The sequence below is a fragment of the Pigmentiphaga kullae genome (assembly GCF_004216695.1).
In the GTDB taxonomy this organism is placed as follows: Bacteria; Pseudomonadota; Gammaproteobacteria; order Burkholderiales; family Burkholderiaceae_B; genus Pigmentiphaga; species Pigmentiphaga kullae.
Map to the genome: position 1 here is coordinate 796,231 of NZ_SGXC01000001.1, position 15,782 is coordinate 812,012.

Here is a 15,782-nt window from a genome sequence, read left to right on the forward strand (position 1 = left end):
CCATGCCTCCCGTTGCCATTGCCTGCGCCATCCTCGCCCCGCTGATCTGGGGCGCGCAACTCGTCGTCATCAAGGTAGGCCTCGCGGCGTTCCCGCCGCTGTTCTTCGTGTCGCTGCGCTTCGCCATCCTCTCGGCCATCCTGCTGCCCTTCGTGCCCAGGCCGCGGCGCGACCAGGTGTGGCCCGTCGTCCTGATCTCCATCTTCATGGGCGGCCTGAACTTCTCGCTGATCTTCATGGGGCTGGGGCAAGGCCAGGCCAGCCTGGCCGGCGTGGCCATCCAGCTGGCAACGCCGTTCACCGTGCTGCTGGCCTGGCCGCTGCTGGGCGAGCGGCCGCCGCTGCGCGTCCTGCTGGGGGTGGTCATCGCGTTCGGCGGCGTGGCCCTGGCGACCGTCGACCCTGGCGCGCAGGTCGCGCTGCTGCCCACGCTCATGTTCGTCGGCGCGGCCTTCGGCCTGGCCATGGGCGGCGTGCTGACCAAGCGCTACGGCCCCTTCGACCCGTTCATGCTGGTCGCCTGGATGTCCACGCTGGCGCTGCCGCAGATCTTCGTCATGTCGCTGGCGATGGAAACCGGCCAGATCGACGCGCTGCGGTCCGCCCCCGGCTCGGCCTGGCTGGCGCTGGCCTATACCGTGTTGCTGGGAGGCATCGCCGGCTTCGGGCTCTGGTTCTGGCTGATCGGCCGCTACTCGATGGCGCGCGTCGCGCCGTATGGCCTGCTGCAGACGGCGTTCGCCGTCATCACCGCCACCCTCTTCCTGGACGAGCCGCTGACCGTCACGCTGGTGGGCGGCATGTTCCTGTGCATTGCCGGGGTCGCCATCACGCAGCGGCGGACCTGAGCCGTCAGCCGGCCAGGTGCGCCATCACCAGCGAACGCAGCACCGGCAGCCGACCCGAGAAGAAATGGTCCGCGCCCGGGACCACGACCACCGGCTGCGTCCGGGGACGCGCCCAGTCGAACACCAGAGGCAGGGGCACACGCTCGTCCTGCTCGCCGTGGATGACCATCGCGTCCGGAATGTCTTCGGGCGGATCGTAGCGGCGGCGCCCCGGTATATCGCCAGCGGGCATCCCGGCCAGGCACACGCGCCAGGCCGCATCGCCGCGGTCGGCCAGGATGCGCGCCACCCTGGCCTGCACGAAAGCGCCGAAGGAAAAGCCCACCAGCGCCAATCGCGTGCCTGGGTGGGCGTCGCGCAGCGCCTGGCAGAGAGCCAGTACGTCATCGGTCTCGCCCTCGCCTTCGCCGTGCGGACCCGCGCTGCGCCCCACGCCGCGAAAGTTCGGCCGGGCGACCAGCCAGCCCGCGTCGCACAGCGCCCGCGCCAGGAACTGGGGAATCTTGTGCCGGGCGCTCCCGCCCTGCAGCGGATGAGGATGTGTGACGACCGCCAGCCCGGCCACGGGACCGCGGGGCAGGTCGAACACGACCTCCAGGTCTCCCGCCGGGCCGTCCAGCAACGCGGTGCCGCCCTGGGTCAGATCGAGTGTTTTCATGGCGGGAATCATACGCCCTGGACAGCAGCCCCTCCCGCCGGAACCGTCACGACCGCTCGAGCACCGTCAGCATGGGGCGCCCACCGGTGGCCTTCTCCCGTATGGGCGGGACCGGCAGCCGCGGGGCTCCCGGCTCGATGGCCAGGGTGTGCTCCAGGCTGTACCAGACTTCCCCCGCATTTTCCCCGAAGCGAGGATTGCGCCCGGCATGGCGCACATAGTTCCCCACCAGTGCCCGCGTCACGCCGAACTGCACGTCGCTGTCCAGGTTCGGGTCATCGTTCGAATAGACCTGGGCGAACTGCGTCTTGTAGCCTGGCTTGTGGACCAGGAAATGAATGTGGGCGGGGCGCATGTTGTGCCGGCCCTGCTTGCGCAGCAGCGCGCCCACCGGACCGTCCACCGGTATCGGATAGCCCACCGGCTTGACCGAGACGAACTCCACCATCCCGGCCGCGTCCGTGCGGAACTTCCCCCTCAGGTTCATTTCCGCCTGCGCGGGGTCCTGGTTTTCGTAGAACCCTTCGGGCGAGCAGTGCCAGACATCGACCTCGGCGTCCGCCACGGGTAGTCCAGCCGGATCGACGACACGCACGCGGACGAGCAGCGGCACGCCGGCGGTCTCGTCGCGGACGATGCTGTCGCCACTGGCCATCGGCGGCGAATTTTCACGCCAGAACGGGCCGAGCAGGTTGGCGGTCGTCTCGCCTCCCTGCCCGTTGTTCAGCAGGCACACCAGCGACGACAGCCCCAGCGAACCGGCAGCCAGCACCACCTCGTTGTGGGATGCCGTCGTGCGCTGTCCCAGTTGCGCGATCACCGCGCAGGCCTGCTGGAACTCGGCCTCGGTCAGCCTGACTTCGCGGGCGAACTCATGCAGATGGCGCACGGCGGCGCCCATGATCTGCCTGAAGCGCGCATCGGGCGCCCGCTCCAGCTCATCGAGCACGGCGGCCGTTACATCGGCCTGGTTTCCTATGATCATCACTTTCTCCTGCTGCTGCATTGACTACCGATGGACATTGCTTTTCAATGCGAGGCCGAAGGGCCGCGATGCGTGCCCTCCGTTCCCATGTTTTTTCAAAGCGCTTCGCGAACGATGACTCGTACCCCGAAATCCGGCCCCGCCGCCGAGAAACCCGGCGCCGATCGACCGGCCGATGATTCGCCTTCCCTGATCGACGACCTGAACGAGCATCCCGGCCACCTCTTCCGCCGCGCGCAGCAGATCTCCACCTCGGTCTTCTACGCGAATCTCGGGGAACACATCACGCCCATACAGTTCGCGCTGCTGAACGCCATCCAGCATCACCCGGGCGTCGACCAGGTCACGCTGGCCAGCCTGGTCGGCCTGGACACCTCGACCACCGCGGCCACCGCCACGCGGCTGGAGGAAAAAGGCCTGATCGAGCGGCGTCTGGAAGTCGTCCTGCGCCGACAGCGCAAGCTGTACCTGACGGGCCAGGGAGTCCGGACCATGGAAAGCATGGCCCGGGGCCTGACCGACATGCGCACGCAATTGCTTTCCCGGCTGAGCCCGTGGGAACAGGAAACCCTGATGCGCCTGCTGCGCAAGTTCGTCGAGGTGAACAACGAGTTCAGCCGGGCGCCGCTGGGAGAAGTCAGCCGGCTCCCCAAGGGCAAGCGAAACTCCGCCTGACGCCATGCCGCGCTAGTCCAGAGTCAGGCCCACGGTACGCACCAGCGCCTCGTTCTTGCGCGAGGTCGCCGACAGATCGGCTTTCACCGTGTCCGCCTTCCTGCCCTGGGGATCCAGGCCGTTCTGGGTGAAGACGGACGCGGCCTGGGGGTGGGCCAGCGCCTTGGCAAAGGCCTCGTTCAGGGTGTCGACGACCCGGTCGGGCACCGACGACGAGGCGAACACGATGAAGCTGACCCGCGGCTGGAGTTCGGCGAAGCCCGCTTCGGCGAACGTCGGCGTGTCGGGCAGCAGCGGACTGCGGGTCGCGCCGGTAACGGCCAGGGCCTTGATCGCGCCGGTCTTGATATGGCCGAGCGCCGGCGACCCGACCCCGCCGGACACGAGCTGGACCTGGTTGGCCACGAGATCGTTGATGGCGGCCGCATAGCCCTGGTAGGGCACGTTCACGATGTCGACCCGCGCCTGCTGCTTGATCGACTCCAGCAGCAGATGGTGCGTATTGCCGATGCCCAGCGTCCCGTAGTTCAGCTTTCCGGGATGGGCCCGGGCGTAGTCCACCATGCCCCGCAAGGTATCCGCCGGCAGTCCCTTGGAAGCGGACAAAACGATGCGGGACTCGGCCAGGTCCACCACCGGCCGCAGGTCGGCGGCCTTGTAGGGCAGCTTCTTGAACAGATGGGGATTGAGCGTCACGATCCCGTCGTCGGCCACCAGCAGGGTGTACCCGTCGGCCGGCGCGCGCAGCGCGGCGCTGGTCGCGATGATCTGGTTGCCCCCCGGGCGATTCTCGACGACCACCGTCTGGCCGAGCGCCGTGGTCAGTTGCTGGGCCACGGTCCGCGCGGCCAGATCGGCCACACCGCCGGTCGGATACGACACGATCAATGTGATGGGCTTGGACGGGAATTGCGCCTGCGCGTGGGCGGGTACGGCCAGCGCACAGCCCAGCGCGATCGAGGCCTTCATCATCCGTATCCGTCCTGCGGTCTTGCTGCTTTTCATGTTGTCTCCTCCGGCAATGTCCGGTTTATCCACGACGATTTCCATTCCTGTAGGGGCCCAGGCAGGCCAGCGCCAGGTCGGCGATGGGCGTGGGCACGCCGGCACGCCGCCCCTGACTGCACAGTTCCCCGATGATCCATTCGACTTCCAGCCGCCGGCCGGCCTCCAGGTCTTCCAGCATCGAGACCTTGGCATCGGGATTGGCCCGATCGGTAAAACGCATGGCCTTCTCGATCAAGTCCGGCGGGAGGGGTACATCCAATGCGCTCGCCACCGCCGTCGCCTCGAGCATGGCGCGTTCGAGCTGTTCCCGCAGCCGCGCGTCGCCGGTGATCGGCCCGACCGGCTGGCGCGACAGGCAGCACAGCGCGGCGGTGGCCGCCAGCATGATGAATTTCTGCCAGAGTTCCGACACGATGTCCGCCGAAAGCTCGACGGAGAAACCGGCCTCCCGGCCCGCCCGCTGGAACGCCAGCATCGCGGGCGACACATTTCCGTCCGGGTCGCCCAGCGTCAGCGTGGCCGTGGGTGTCTTGCGCTCGATCACGCCCGGCGCGACGATGTGGGACGACAGCAGCACGGTGCCCGGACAGACGCTGCCGCGCGCAAAGTGTTCGGCCAGGATCCGGTGGGCCACGATGCCGTTCTGGGTTGTCACTACCAGCGTCCCTGGCCCCACCATGGGCCGGATGGGCTGGGCGGCATTCTGCAGGTCGTAGAGCTTGACGCCGCAGATCACGACGTCTGCCGACTCCGCCCCGGGCGTGTCCGTGGCCAGCAGGTTCGACACCGTGAATTCGTCCCCGCCATGGCGGATCTTCAATCCGTGCTTCCTGATCGCCTCCAGATGCGCCCCCCGGCAGACCAGGGTCACGTCATGGGAGGCCCGGGCCATCAACGCCCCGAAGTACCCGCCTATCCCGCCCGCGCCAAATACCACTATCTTCATCGCATGCTCCCGTTCAATCCCTGAAGCCGGGAGCCACCCTGCCCGCCAGCCTGAGCATGGCCGGCCACTCCTTGTGGCCGAGCGGGCTCTTGCCGGTGGAATATTCGTCCAGCCTGGCATCGCTGAATCCCAGCCGGGCGATCTCCTGCGCGATGCCGCCCGGCGGCAACCGGGGCGGGTGTCCACAGGCCAGGATGTCGAGCTGCGCCTGGCAGGCCTTCTCCAGGTGCCACATGATGCTGAAGGCCTCGGCCACGGTCTTTCCGACCACCAGCGTTCCATGGTTGCGCAGCATCAGGACGATGTTGTCGCCCAGGTCGCGCGCCAGCCGGGCCCGCTCGTCCAGGCTGAGCGCAAGTCCCTCGGATTCGTGATAGCCGATCCGTCCGTGGAAGAGCATGGCATGTTGCGTCAGCGGCAGCAGCCCTTCTTCCAGCGCGGATACCGCCATGCCCGCACGGGTATGGAGGTGCAGCACGCAGTTGGCATCCTCGCGCATGGCATGGATGGCGCTGTGGATGACGAAGCCCGCCTTGTGGACCTCGTGTTCGGAAGGCTCGACCAGCGTTCCCTCCAGATCGACCTTCAGGAGATTCGACGCCGTGATCTCGTCGAACGCCAAGCCGAATGGATTGAGCAGGAACTGATCGTGCGAACCCGGAACCCGCATGGAAATGTGCGTATAGATCAGGTCGGTCCAGCCGAAGTGGGCGACCAGGCGATAGCAGGCCGCAAGGTCGACGCGGGCAAGCCGCTCGGACGTCATGCCGGATGGCGGCTCGCTCCCTCGCCGCGGACGGCTACCTGTCTCATCCATGTCATTCATGCTTTCTTCTCCGGAAGCAATTCAGCTTACTGAATTGAAGCTAGCATAGCGACAGCGAGAGGCTGCAACAAGAGCATTATCAGTTCACGTTTACCCTTAATACATGGGCTTTTTCAGCCGTATCTTGCTTTCCAAAATGGCTTTGCATAAACTGATTCAGTGTACTGAATTGCAATATCAGGAATGCGAAGGAGACCGCAATGAAACATGACGGCGAAGCGACCGCGCGAACTTCATCGCCCGCGCTCCCGAAAAACCGCTGGCATGTCGCCGGTTTTTCCTGGGAACTCCAGAGGCAGCCCATCGCAAGAACCCTGCTCGGGCATCCGGTCGTCCTCTTCAGGGCCGCGGACGGGGTCGCTGCGCTGGAAGACCGGTGCTGCCACCGCCACCTGCCGCTTTCGCTGGGAACGGTCGAAGACCGCGGACTGCGCTGCGGCTATCACGGCCTGCTCTACGACGCGCGGGGAGCCTGTATCGAAGTCCCGGGACAAGCCACCGTTCCCCCCCGCGCCAGGGTCCGAAGCCATCCCCTGCGCGAGCAGAACCAGATCCTCTGGATCTGGCTGGGCGACGACGAGGCCACCGCGCCGCCACCGGACTATGGCGTGCACGACGACGACCGCTATCGCTTCCGCGGCGGCGTCGTTCACTACGACGCTCCCAGCCAGTTGGTGCACGACAACCTGCTGGATCTCAGCCATCTCGCTTATGTGCACCTCAAGACCATAGGCGGCGATCCGGGCCTGCACATGCACGCGCCCATCCAGGTCGAGCAATCCGGCGACACCTTGCGGATCGTCCGTCTGATGCCCGATTCCGATCCGCCCCCCACCTACGGGCTGGCCTGGCCGTTCGCAGGCAAGGTGGACCGCTGGCAGGAAATCGAATTCCACGGCAGTCACCTGCTGATATGGGCCGGCGCCATGGATGCCGGGTCGGGCGCGCTGGACGATCCGGACCGGGGCGGCCTGCACATCCGCGGCTTCCATGGCGTGACGCCGGAAACGGAAACGACCTGCCATTACTTCTGGACGGTCGCCACCAATCCCCATCCCGGCATGCCGGACATGACGGATGCCATCCGCGAGCAGGTCGAACTGACATTCAACGAAGACAAGGCGGTCATCGAAGCCCAGCACCGCAACATGCGGCGATTCGCCGGCGCCCCGGCGGTCGACATCCGCGTGGACGTCGGCCCCAATCGCGCGCGCCGGCTGCAGGCCGAGGCAGCGTCACGGACGGTCAACGCCCATCAAACGTAAGGAGCAACTCATGTGGATGAAGAACGCCTGGTACGTGGCGGCCTTTTCGAAAGAGGTTCATACGAACCTCCTGGCGCGTACCTTTCTGGGAACCCGTGTCGTCCTGTACCGCCAGGAGGACGGCCAGGTCGCGGCCCTGGAGGACAGCTGCGCGCATCGCCGCCTGCCGCTTTCCTTCGGCCATGTCGAGAACGATCGACTCGTCTGCGGCTACCACGGCATGGCCTTCGGCGCCGACGGGAAATGCACCGGGATACCGGGCCAGGAGCGCATACCGCCGGCCGCGCGCGTACGCGCCTTTCCCATCCAGGAACGACATGACCTGATATGGATCTGGCTGGGCGATCCGGCCCTGGCCGGACAATCCTCGCCCCCGGACGCAGGCCGCATGAAGCACCCGGACTGGGTGCCCAGCGCGGGCTATTGCCACCTGGAAGCGGACTACCGGCTGCTCAACGACAACCTGCTGGACCTGTCGCACGTCGCCTTCGTGCACGGGCGGACCATCGGCAACACCGCCGTCGCGCAATCGCCCATCAAGGTCAGCCAGCAGGGCAACGTCGTCAGCGTCCATCGCGACGTCGTGGGCGCGCACGCACCGCCGTTCTATGCCCACCTGGGCGGCTTCCGGCAGCCCATCCACCGCTGGCACACCGTGAACTACCACGCTCCTTCCACCTGCATCATCGAGGTCGGCTGCGAGGCGACGCAGCCGGGCGACGGGCTGGGCAGGATAGAGGGCGTCGTCATGCATCTGATCACACCGGAAACCGAGGACAGCTCCCACTACTTCTGGGCCTTCATCCGCCGGTTCCGCCAGGACGAGCCGGCGCTGACCGAATACATCCGGCAGGCCATCGATGCGACCCACACCGAAGACAAGGTCGTGGTCGAGCTGCAGCACGCTTCGCTGACCGCGCCGCAACGGGAGAATCCCGTCAACCTCGCCATCGTCGTGGACAGCGGTCCCCTGCGCGGCCGCCGCCTGCTGGAGGAACGGATCCAACAGGAGCAATCGGCGCCCGCCCCCGAACCCGTACCCGCCCACCTGGCGGGTTAGCGTTTTCCCACACTGAGGAGAGACAGACATGACAGGAAACCGTGGCGTTGCCTACGTCGGGCAAGGCGTCGTCGAAGTCCGGGAGATCCCCTTCCCGAAACTCGAGAGTCCACAGGGCCGGGCGATCCGCCACGGCGTCATCCTCAAGGTCCTGACGACGAACATCTGCGGCTCGGACCAGCACATGGTCCGGGGGCGGACGACGGCGCCGGCGGGGCTCATCCTCGGACACGAGATCACGGGCGAGGTCATCGAGGCCGGCCAGGACGTCGAGTTCCTCCGCAAGGGCGACATCGTCTCGGTGCCGTTCAACGTCGCCTGCGGCCGCTGCCAGACCTGCAAGGAACAGCAGACCGGCGTCTGCCTGACCGTCAACCCGGAGCGCGCCGGCGGGGCGTACGGCTACGTCGACATGGGCGGCTGGATAGGCGGCCAGGCGGAATACGTGATGATTCCCTACGCCGACTTCAACCTGCTGAAGCTGCCCGGGCGCGACCGCACCCTGGAGAAGATTCGCGATCTGACCTGCCTTTCCGACATCCTGCCCACCGGCTACCACGGCGCGGTGACCGCGGGGGTCGGACCGGGCAGCACCGTCTACGTCGCCGGCGCGGGTCCGGTCGGGCTCGCGGCCGCCGCCTCGGCCCGCCTGCTGGGCGCCGCGGTGGTCATCGTCGGCGACGTCAATCCCGCGCGCCTGGACCATGCGCGCAAGGTGGGGTTCGAGACCGTCGACCTGTCGCGCGACGCTTCGCTGGGCGACCAGATCGCGCAGATACTGGGCGTGCCGGAAGTCGACAGCGCCGTGGACGCGGTAGGCTTCGAGGCGCGGGGCCATGGCCACGAGGGCGCGCGGCACGAGGCGCCCGCCACCGTGCTGAACTCGCTGATGGAGGTCACCCGCGCGGCCGGGAAGATAGGCATCCCCGGCCTGTACGTGACCGACGACCCGGGCTCGGCCGACCCGGCGGCGCGCAAGGGCGCATTGAACGTCCGGTTCGGGCTGGGCTGGGCGAAATCGCACAGCTTCTTCACCGGCCAGACACCCGTCATGAAATACAACCGCGCACTGATGCAGGCCATTCTGTGGGACCGCATCAGGATCGCGGACATCGTCGGCGTGCAGGTCATCTCGCTCGACGAGGCACCGGGGGGCTACGCCGAATTCGACGCGGGCGCGCCGAAGAAATTCGTCATCGATCCCCACGGCATGACGAAGAAGCATTGAGCGAAGCGCGGTGAAGGGCCGGACCGGGGCTGGGATAGCTTTGTCCCGCCCGGCCGCCGGACTTGCCACGTTTGGACGGATACTGCAACTTTCCGTTCCCCCTGCCGCCATGACCCTCGCCGTCCTCGCCAGTTGCGCCCTGACCGGCATCGATGCACCGCCGGTGCGCGTCGAGGTCCACCTGGCACCCGGCCTGCCGTCCTTCACCATGGTCGGCCTGGCCGATACCGAAGTGCGCGAAAGCCGCGAGCGCGTGCGGGCCGCGCTGCTCAGTTCCGGCTTCGACTTTCCCGCGGGCCGGCTGACCGTCAATCTCGCGCCCGCCGACCTGCCCAAGGAATCCGGTCGCTTCGACCTGCCCATCGCGGTGGGCGTGCTGCTGGCGTCCGGACAGATCGCCATGCCCTCGCTGGCCGGCCGCGCCCGCGCGCGGGACGCGGTCCCGCCGCTGGCCCGGCTGGTGCTGGCCGGCGAACTGTCGCTGACCGGCGCGCTGGTGCCCATTTCGGGCGCCCTGGCCATTGCCCTGTCGTTGTCGCGGCGCCAGCCGGGCGCCGAACTGCTGCTGCCCGCCGGCAGCGCCGGACAGGCGGCGCGGGTGCCCGGGCTGCGGGTCTACGGCGCCGCCACGCTGCGCGACGTCGTGGCACACCTGGAGGAAAAGCAGGTGCTGGCCGCCACGGCCCGCCGCGTCGATGCCACGTCCGGCCCGCCGCCCTGCCTGTCCGACGTCAAGGGCCAGTACGGCGCGCGGCGCGCGCTGGAGGTCGCGGCGGCCGGCGGCCACAACCTGCTGATGCTGGGTCCGCCCGGTTCAGGCAAAAGCATGCTCGCGCAGCGCCTGGCCGGGCTGCTGCCACCCCTGCGCCATGACGATGCGCTGGAAGCCGCCGCCATCGCCAGCCTTGCCCCCGGTCCTGCTCCAACTTTCGGCTTGCGCCCCTTTCGCGCGCCGCACCACTCCGTATCCGGCGCCGCCCTGGTCGGCGGCGGCACTCGCCCCCGGCCAGGAGAAATCACCTACGCCCACCTGGGCGTGCTGTTCCTGGACGAGTTGCCCGAGTTCGGCCGGCACGTGCTCGACACCCTGCGCGAACCGCTGGAAACCGGCCGCGTCTCCATCGCGCGAGCCCAGCACCGCACCGAGTATCCCGCGCGCTTCCAGCTCGTGGCCGCGATGAACCCCTGCCGATGCGGCTGGCACGGCAGCAACGTGAAGGCCTGCGCCTGCACGCCCGACCAGGTGGCCGCATACCGCGCCCGCCTGTCCGGTCCGCTGCTCGATCGCATCGATCTCCAGGTCGAGGTCCCCGCCGCCGGCGACGACTGGGCCGACCTGCCGCCCGGCGAACCGACCGACGCCGTGCGCCCGCGCGTCGAAGCCGCCCTGGATAGGCAGCATCGCCGCCAGGGCTGCGCCAATGCCGCGCTCGCGCCCGGGCAGGTCGACGACCACTGCCATCCCGATACCGCCGCGCGGGCCTTGTGGAAGCAGGCCATGAAGCAATTCGCGTGGTCGGCGCGCACGGCGCACCGGGTCTTGAAGGTGGCGCGGACGGTGGCGGACCTGGCCGGCGCGGAAGAAATCGGCAGCCCGCACATGGCCGAGGCGGTGCAGTTCAGGCGGCCGCTGCGGGAGCGGTGAACAAGCCTCCGCCAAAGTCCATCAACAATCGGCGCGCTCCTCTCGACCACCGCTTCGATGTAGTCCTACAATCGCGGACGCTCAAACACGCCCCGGGTTGCTCATCCCTCCTATGATCGCCTGTCCTCCTGTTCGACGAGATCCGATTCCCACCCTCCAGCCGGTGCGACATGAGTGTTGAGTTCGTCATCGGAGTGCTGAACACGTCCATGTCGGCGATCTTCGGCGCAAGCCTGCTCGCCCTTTGGTACTACCAGCGCGAACTGGGCTACATCGCCATCCTCGTTGGTTCGTACGCGGTCAGAATCCTTTCCTTCGGCAGCCTGTACGCCGCCTTCGCGCTGGACCAGCTGGAGCTGCGGATGGTCGCCAACGGGTTGATCCTGGCAGCCACCGCTCTGCTGTCCGTCGCGATTTCCAGGCGGCTCCGGCTGCGGCCCCATTACGGTAGCCTGGCGGCCATAATGACGATCTCGCTGGCAGCCGGATGCTTCTTCGTGTTCGCCCAGGACAACCTGCCCATCCGGGCCGCGGTCATCAATCTCGGACTCGCCGCGATCTGTTTCGTGATGCTGACCGACCTGACCCGACGCCATCAACGCACGCCGGTCGAGCAACTGCTGTTCGCCCAGATCGTCATCGCGTTCCTGAGCTTCGTCTCGCGTCCACTGACCTTCCTGATTCCCTGGATCGAGCCCGCGCAGTCCGAAGCCGTCTACTGGATCGTGGTGTCGATCTCGGACACGCTGATCTGCTCGACGCTGGCGGCAGCCATCTTCGCGGTCATCGCCGTCGACGTAATGGACCGGTTCAAGGCGGAAGCCCAGATCGACATGCTGTCCGGCCTGTTCAACCGCCGCGGCTTCGAATCGCGCGCCCAGCCCTTGCTGGCACGACAGCCCGGCGGCGAACCCGCCGCCCTCATCCTGACCGACCTCGATCACTTCAAATCGATCAACGACCGCTTCGGGCACCTGGATGGCGACAAGGTCATCCGGGCCTTTTCCGACATCCTGAAGGACAAGGCGCCGCGAGATGCCATCGTCGGACGCATAGGCGGCGAGGAATTCGCGATTCTGCTGCCGGCCGGACTGGGCGCCGCTGCCCACGCCATGGCCGATACCGCCCGGACCGCGTTCAAGGCGACTGCGCCAGGGATCTTCGCCCACGCCTGCCACCCGACCGCGAGCTTCGGGATCGCTGTCGCCCGCACGGGCGACAGCCTGCTGGCCCTGATGGAGCGAGCCGATCGCGCGCTGTACCGGGCGAAGAACGAAGGACGGGACTGCGTCCGGTAAGACTGACCCTGCGGATGCGCTTCGATGACAGCGCCAGGCCGCCGGAAACCGATCTGTGGCTTATCTGCCCGGGGGTGGATCAAACCGGTAGTACCATGCACGCTTGCCGGCCGCCCGCCGCGTCCGGCCGTCGATACATGCAAGGGAAGATCCACAGCGCATGCGCTCCATAGGCCGCACACGAAGTCTGTCCGAAGAACTCGTGCAGCTCATGTCCGAAAAAATCCACGGCAAGGTGTGGAAGCCGGGCGACAAGCTGCCGACGGAAGCCGAGATCATGCAGGAGTACGGCGTCAGCCGCACGGTGGTGCGCGAGGCGATCTCGCGCCTGCAGGCCGCGCGCATGGTCGAGACCCGGCACGGCATCGGCACCTTCCTGCTGGAGCCGCCGGTGACGCCGCTGCGGCTCGATGCCAGGGATGCGGTCACGATGCTGGACGTGATGGCGGTGCTGGAGCTGCGCATCACGGTCGAGACCGAAGCCGCCCGGCTGGCCGCCGAGCGGCGCACCGAGCAGGACTTGGCTGAGCTGCGCGGCGCGCTGGCGGACTTCGAGGCGCAAATCGAGCCGGGCGGCGACACCGTCGCGGCGGACCTGGCCTTCCACCAGCAGGTGGCCATCGCCACCGGCAACCGCTATTTCCACGAGATCCTGGCGCAGATGGGGGCCACCATCATTCCCCGGACACGGGTCGACACCGCGGAACTGGCGCGCGATGACCGGCGGGCCTACCTGGCGCGGGTACATCGCGAGCACCAGGCCATCTACGAGGCCATCGCCCGCCAGGACCCGGACGCCGCGCATGCCGCGATGCGTGCCCATCTGGCCCGAAGCCAGGAAAAGCTGCGGCAGGCCTATGCCGCCGGCCAGGGCGACGAGAACCCGGCCACCTAGCGTCTCCGCGAGCGTCCAACGATGTCAGGCGACCATTGCCTTCCCTCCATTTAAGTTGTACGATGACTGACGACATATCACTTGCTGCCCCCTTTCATCACCGGATGCCGCCATGACCCCTCAAGAACTGAAGGCCACGATTTCCCAGGGATTGCTCTCGTTCCCCGTCACCGATTTCGACCAGAACGGCGATTTCGCGCCCAAGGGCTACGCCGCCCGGCTGGAATGGCTGGCTCCCTACGGGGCCAGCGCGCTGTTCGCGGCGGGCGGCACGGGCGAGTTCTTTTCGCTGACGCCGGCCGACTATTCGACCGTGGTGAAAACGGCGGTGGACGTGTGCGAGAAGCGCGTTCCCATCCTGGCGGGCGCCGGCGGCCCCACGCGCACGGCCATCGCCTATGCGCAAGAGGCGCAGCGGCTGGGCGCCAAAGGCGTCCTGCTCATGCCCCACTACCTGACCGAGGCCAGCGAAGCCGGCATCGAGGCCCACGTGGAAGAGGTCTGCAAGTCGCTGGACATCGGGGTGATCTTCTACAACCGCGCCAACTCGCGGCTCGGGCCGGCGGCGCTGTCGCGCCTGGCGGACCGCTGCCCCAACCTGATCGGCTTCAAGGACGGGATGGGCGACATCGAGGCCATGGTGCGCGTGCGCCGCGGCCTGGGCGACCGCTTCGCCTACCTGGGCGGACTGCCGACGGCGGAGGTCTACGCGGCGGCCTACAAGGCGCTGGGCGTACCCGTGTATTCGTCGGCCGTGTTCAACTTCATTCCCAAGACCGCGATGGCGTTCTACCACGCCGTTGCGCAGGACGACGCGCAGACCATCGGCCGGCTGCTGGACGATTTCTTCCTGCCCTACCTGGAGATCCGCAACCGCCGTGCCGGCTACGCGGTCAGCATCGTCAAGGCCGGCGCCCGCCTGGTCGGCCACGACGCGGGCCCGGTGCGCGCGCCGCTGACGGACCTGGACCAGGACGAGATGCAGCGCCTGGCGGCGCTGATCGAGAAGGTGGGCGGGCAGTAGGCGGTCAGCCCAGGCTTTCGGGATCCAGGCGCGCCGCTTCCCGGCGCCGCGCCAGGAAGGTGACGCCCCACATCACCACCCCCAGCGCCAGCAGCCAGCCGGCCACTTCGTACTGGATGGGATCGCGGCCGGTGAACGGCGTGACCATGAACAGGCACACGATCGCCCCCAGTACGGCCAGCGGCGCCCAGGTACGGAAATGCGGATGGCCGACGCCGTCGCGCCTGAGCACCAACACCGCGACATTGACGAACGCGAACACGCCCAGCAGCAGCAGGGCCGTGGTGCCGCCCAGCGCGCGGATCGCCTCGGAGTCGCTGGCGGCGGACACCAGCACGATCAGGCCCACCGCCAGCGCGGTGGTGAACAGGATGGCGGACCAGGGCGTCTGCGTGCGCGCGTGCACGTGCGACAGGAAGGCCGGCAGCACGCCCTGGCGCGACATGCCGTACAACAGGCGGCTGGCCATCATCATGTTGATCAGCGCCGAATTGGCGACCGCGAACATGGAGATGACCGGCATGATCACTTCCATGGGCAGATCGGGCGCGGCGCGCTTGACCACCAGCACCAGCGGCGTGGAACTGGCGGCCAGTTCGCCCACGGGGATCAGCGCCACGGCGCAGATGGAAACCAGCACGTAGATGGTGGCCGTGAGCCCCAACCCGGTCAGCAGCACCTTGGGGAAGATCCGGTTGGGATCGTGGGTTTCCTCGGCCATGTTGACCGAGTCCTCGAAGCCCACCATGGCGTAGAAGGCCAGCGCGGTGGCCGAGGTGATGGCCAGGAAGACACTCTTGTCCTCGGGCGTGTCGAAGGCCACCACGCGCGAGAAGTCGGCCTGCCCCCCCGCGATCGCGTAGAAGCCCAGCAGTATCACCAGCAGCAGGCCGCTCAGCTCGACCAGGGTCAGCACCACGTTGGTCTTCACGCTTTCGGACACGCCGCGCAGGTTCACCAGCATGACCAGCACCATGAAGCCCACCGCGCCCAGCGTGACCAGGGCCGGACTGGCTTGCATGCCCAGGGACACGAACAGGTTGGCGGCGAAGGCCTGCGAGGCGGTCGAGGCCGAGGTCAGGCCCGAGCACATGACGGTGAAGCAGATGATGAAGGTCAGGAAGTGCAGCCCGAAGGCCTTGTGCACGTACAGCGCCGCGCCCGCCGCACGGGGATACTTCGTGACGAGTTCGAGATACGAGAAGGCGGTAAGCAGGGCGATCAGGAAGGCGGCCAGGAAAGGCGCCCAGGCCGCCCCGCCCACTTCTCCGGCCACCTGGCCGGTCAGGGCATAGACGCCGGTACCCAGGATGTCCCCAACTATGAACAGCAACAACAACTTCGGCCCCATCACCCGTTTCAAGGGGGTATCGCCCGAGCCTTGCTTTTCGGTCATCGCCGGCCTCTTCGCGTCTGTGCTG

The 15,782-nt window shown here is 67.6% G+C and carries 15 protein-coding genes; 9 read left to right on the forward strand and 6 right to left on the reverse strand.

Translation table 11 applies throughout. The features are described from left to right. Positions 1 to 2: 2 nt before the first annotated feature. Positions 3 to 848 carry a DMT family transporter gene (locus tag EV675_RS03920; protein ID WP_130356092.1) on the forward strand — a complete coding sequence of 282 codons (846 nt, stop codon included), beginning with the start codon at positions 3 to 5 and terminating at the stop codon, positions 846 to 848. Between the two features lie 4 nt (positions 849 to 852). On the opposite strand, the gene EV675_RS03925 is transcribed toward EV675_RS03920, so the two are convergent. Then, the gene (locus EV675_RS03925; protein ID WP_130356093.1) at positions 853 to 1,506 is read right to left on the reverse strand and encodes an alpha/beta hydrolase; all 654 of its coding nucleotides are present in this window, start codon (positions 1,504 to 1,506) and stop codon (positions 853 to 855) included. 46 nt (positions 1,507 to 1,552) lie between these two features. Further along, the gene (locus EV675_RS03930) at positions 1,553 to 2,491 is read right to left on the reverse strand and encodes a dioxygenase family protein (protein ID WP_130356094.1); all 939 of its coding nucleotides are present in this window, start codon (positions 2,489 to 2,491) and stop codon (positions 1,553 to 1,555) included. A gap of 114 nt (positions 2,492 to 2,605) precedes the next feature. Between EV675_RS03930 and EV675_RS03935 the strand changes: the two genes are divergently transcribed. Then, positions 2,606 to 3,166: a MarR family winged helix-turn-helix transcriptional regulator gene (locus EV675_RS03935; protein WP_130356095.1), complete on the forward strand. Its 561-nt coding sequence runs from the start codon at positions 2,606 to 2,608 to the stop codon at positions 3,164 to 3,166. A 12-nt stretch (positions 3,167 to 3,178) separates the two neighbouring features. Here EV675_RS03935 and EV675_RS03940 read toward each other — a convergent pair whose 3' ends face one another. Genes EV675_RS03940 through EV675_RS03950 form a run of 3 tightly spaced genes read right to left on the reverse strand, consistent with a single transcriptional unit; the run spans position 3,179 to position 5,946 of the window. Then, positions 3,179 to 4,171, reverse strand: coding sequence for a Bug family tripartite tricarboxylate transporter substrate binding protein (locus EV675_RS03940; protein ID WP_165404415.1), 993 nt, complete (start codon positions 4,169 to 4,171; stop codon positions 3,179 to 3,181). A 25-nt stretch (positions 4,172 to 4,196) separates the two neighbouring features. Further along, positions 4,197 to 5,120, reverse strand: a complete 924-nt coding sequence (locus EV675_RS03945) for a ketopantoate reductase family protein (RefSeq protein ID WP_165404416.1) — start codon at positions 5,118 to 5,120, stop codon at positions 4,197 to 4,199. A 13-nt stretch (positions 5,121 to 5,133) separates the two neighbouring features. Then, positions 5,134 to 5,946 carry a class II aldolase/adducin family protein gene (locus EV675_RS03950; RefSeq protein ID WP_341273597.1) on the reverse strand — a complete coding sequence of 271 codons (813 nt, stop codon included), beginning with the start codon at positions 5,944 to 5,946 and terminating at the stop codon, positions 5,134 to 5,136. Between the two features lie 200 nt (positions 5,947 to 6,146). Between EV675_RS03950 and EV675_RS03955 the strand changes: the two genes are divergently transcribed. The 7 genes from EV675_RS03955 (at position 6,147) to kdgD (ending at position 14,361) form a co-directional block, all read left to right on the forward strand. Then, positions 6,147 to 7,211, forward strand: coding sequence for an aromatic ring-hydroxylating oxygenase subunit alpha (locus EV675_RS03955; RefSeq protein ID WP_130356098.1), 1,065 nt, complete (start codon positions 6,147 to 6,149; stop codon positions 7,209 to 7,211). A 10-nt stretch (positions 7,212 to 7,221) separates the two neighbouring features. After that, positions 7,222 to 8,271, forward strand: coding sequence for an aromatic ring-hydroxylating dioxygenase subunit alpha (locus EV675_RS03960; RefSeq protein ID WP_130356099.1), 1,050 nt, complete (start codon positions 7,222 to 7,224; stop codon positions 8,269 to 8,271). Positions 8,272 to 8,299: 28 nt separating this feature from the next. Continuing rightward, on the forward strand, positions 8,300 to 9,499 hold the full coding sequence (fdhA, locus tag EV675_RS03965) for a formaldehyde dehydrogenase, glutathione-independent (protein ID WP_130356100.1): 1,200 nt from the start codon (positions 8,300 to 8,302) through the stop codon (positions 9,497 to 9,499). A gap of 109 nt (positions 9,500 to 9,608) precedes the next feature. Continuing rightward, positions 9,609 to 11,144, forward strand: coding sequence for a YifB family Mg chelatase-like AAA ATPase (locus EV675_RS03970; RefSeq protein WP_130356101.1), 1,536 nt, complete (start codon positions 9,609 to 9,611; stop codon positions 11,142 to 11,144). Between the two features lie 170 nt (positions 11,145 to 11,314). Continuing rightward, positions 11,315 to 12,442: a GGDEF domain-containing protein gene (locus EV675_RS03975; RefSeq protein WP_130356102.1), complete on the forward strand. Its 1,128-nt coding sequence runs from the start codon at positions 11,315 to 11,317 to the stop codon at positions 12,440 to 12,442. A gap of 160 nt (positions 12,443 to 12,602) precedes the next feature. After that, positions 12,603 to 13,337: a FadR/GntR family transcriptional regulator gene (locus EV675_RS03980; protein ID WP_130356103.1), complete on the forward strand. Its 735-nt coding sequence runs from the start codon at positions 12,603 to 12,605 to the stop codon at positions 13,335 to 13,337. 112 nt (positions 13,338 to 13,449) lie between these two features. Then, positions 13,450 to 14,361, forward strand: a complete 912-nt coding sequence (kdgD, locus tag EV675_RS03985) for a 5-dehydro-4-deoxyglucarate dehydratase (protein ID WP_130356104.1) — start codon at positions 13,450 to 13,452, stop codon at positions 14,359 to 14,361. A 4-nt stretch (positions 14,362 to 14,365) separates the two neighbouring features. Here the strand turns inward: kdgD and EV675_RS03990 are convergent, their stop codons facing one another. Next, complete coding sequence (locus tag EV675_RS03990; RefSeq protein ID WP_242621327.1) at positions 14,366 to 15,757, reverse strand: APC family permease; 1,392 nt, start codon at positions 15,755 to 15,757, stop codon at positions 14,366 to 14,368. Positions 15,758 to 15,782: the final 25 nt, after the last annotated feature.

Coding starts and splice junctions, on each gene's coding strand:
- EV675_RS03975 (WP_130356102.1), top strand. CDS start 11,315: ATGAGTGTTGAGTTCGTCATCGGAGTGCTGAACACGTCCATGTCGGCG.
- kdgD (WP_130356104.1), top strand. CDS start 13,450: ATGACCCCTCAAGAACTGAAGGCCACGATTTCCCAGGGATTGCTCTCG.
- EV675_RS03930 (WP_130356094.1), bottom strand. CDS start 2,491: ATGATCATAGGAAACCAGGCCGATGTAACGGCCGCCGTGCTCGATGAG.
- EV675_RS03925 (WP_130356093.1), bottom strand. CDS start 1,506: ATGAAAACACTCGATCTGACCCAGGGCGGCACCGCGTTGCTGGACGGC.
- EV675_RS03950 (WP_341273597.1), bottom strand. CDS start 5,946: ATGAATGACATGGATGAGACAGGTAGCCGTCCGCGGCGAGGGAGCGAG.
- EV675_RS03935 (WP_130356095.1), top strand. CDS start 2,606: ATGACTCGTACCCCGAAATCCGGCCCCGCCGCCGAGAAACCCGGCGCC.
- EV675_RS03960 (WP_130356099.1), top strand. CDS start 7,222: ATGTGGATGAAGAACGCCTGGTACGTGGCGGCCTTTTCGAAAGAGGTT.
- EV675_RS03920 (WP_130356092.1), top strand. CDS start 3: ATGCCTCCCGTTGCCATTGCCTGCGCCATCCTCGCCCCGCTGATCTGG.
- fdhA (WP_130356100.1), top strand. CDS start 8,300: ATGACAGGAAACCGTGGCGTTGCCTACGTCGGGCAAGGCGTCGTCGAA.
- EV675_RS03945 (WP_165404416.1), bottom strand. CDS start 5,120: ATGAAGATAGTGGTATTTGGCGCGGGCGGGATAGGCGGGTACTTCGGG.
- EV675_RS03940 (WP_165404415.1), bottom strand. CDS start 4,171: ATGAAAAGCAGCAAGACCGCAGGACGGATACGGATGATGAAGGCCTCG.
- EV675_RS03955 (WP_130356098.1), top strand. CDS start 6,147: ATGAAACATGACGGCGAAGCGACCGCGCGAACTTCATCGCCCGCGCTC.
- EV675_RS03970 (WP_130356101.1), top strand. CDS start 9,609: ATGACCCTCGCCGTCCTCGCCAGTTGCGCCCTGACCGGCATCGATGCA.
- EV675_RS03980 (WP_130356103.1), top strand. CDS start 12,603: ATGCGCTCCATAGGCCGCACACGAAGTCTGTCCGAAGAACTCGTGCAG.
- EV675_RS03990 (WP_242621327.1), bottom strand. CDS start 15,757: ATGACCGAAAAGCAAGGCTCGGGCGATACCCCCTTGAAACGGGTGATG.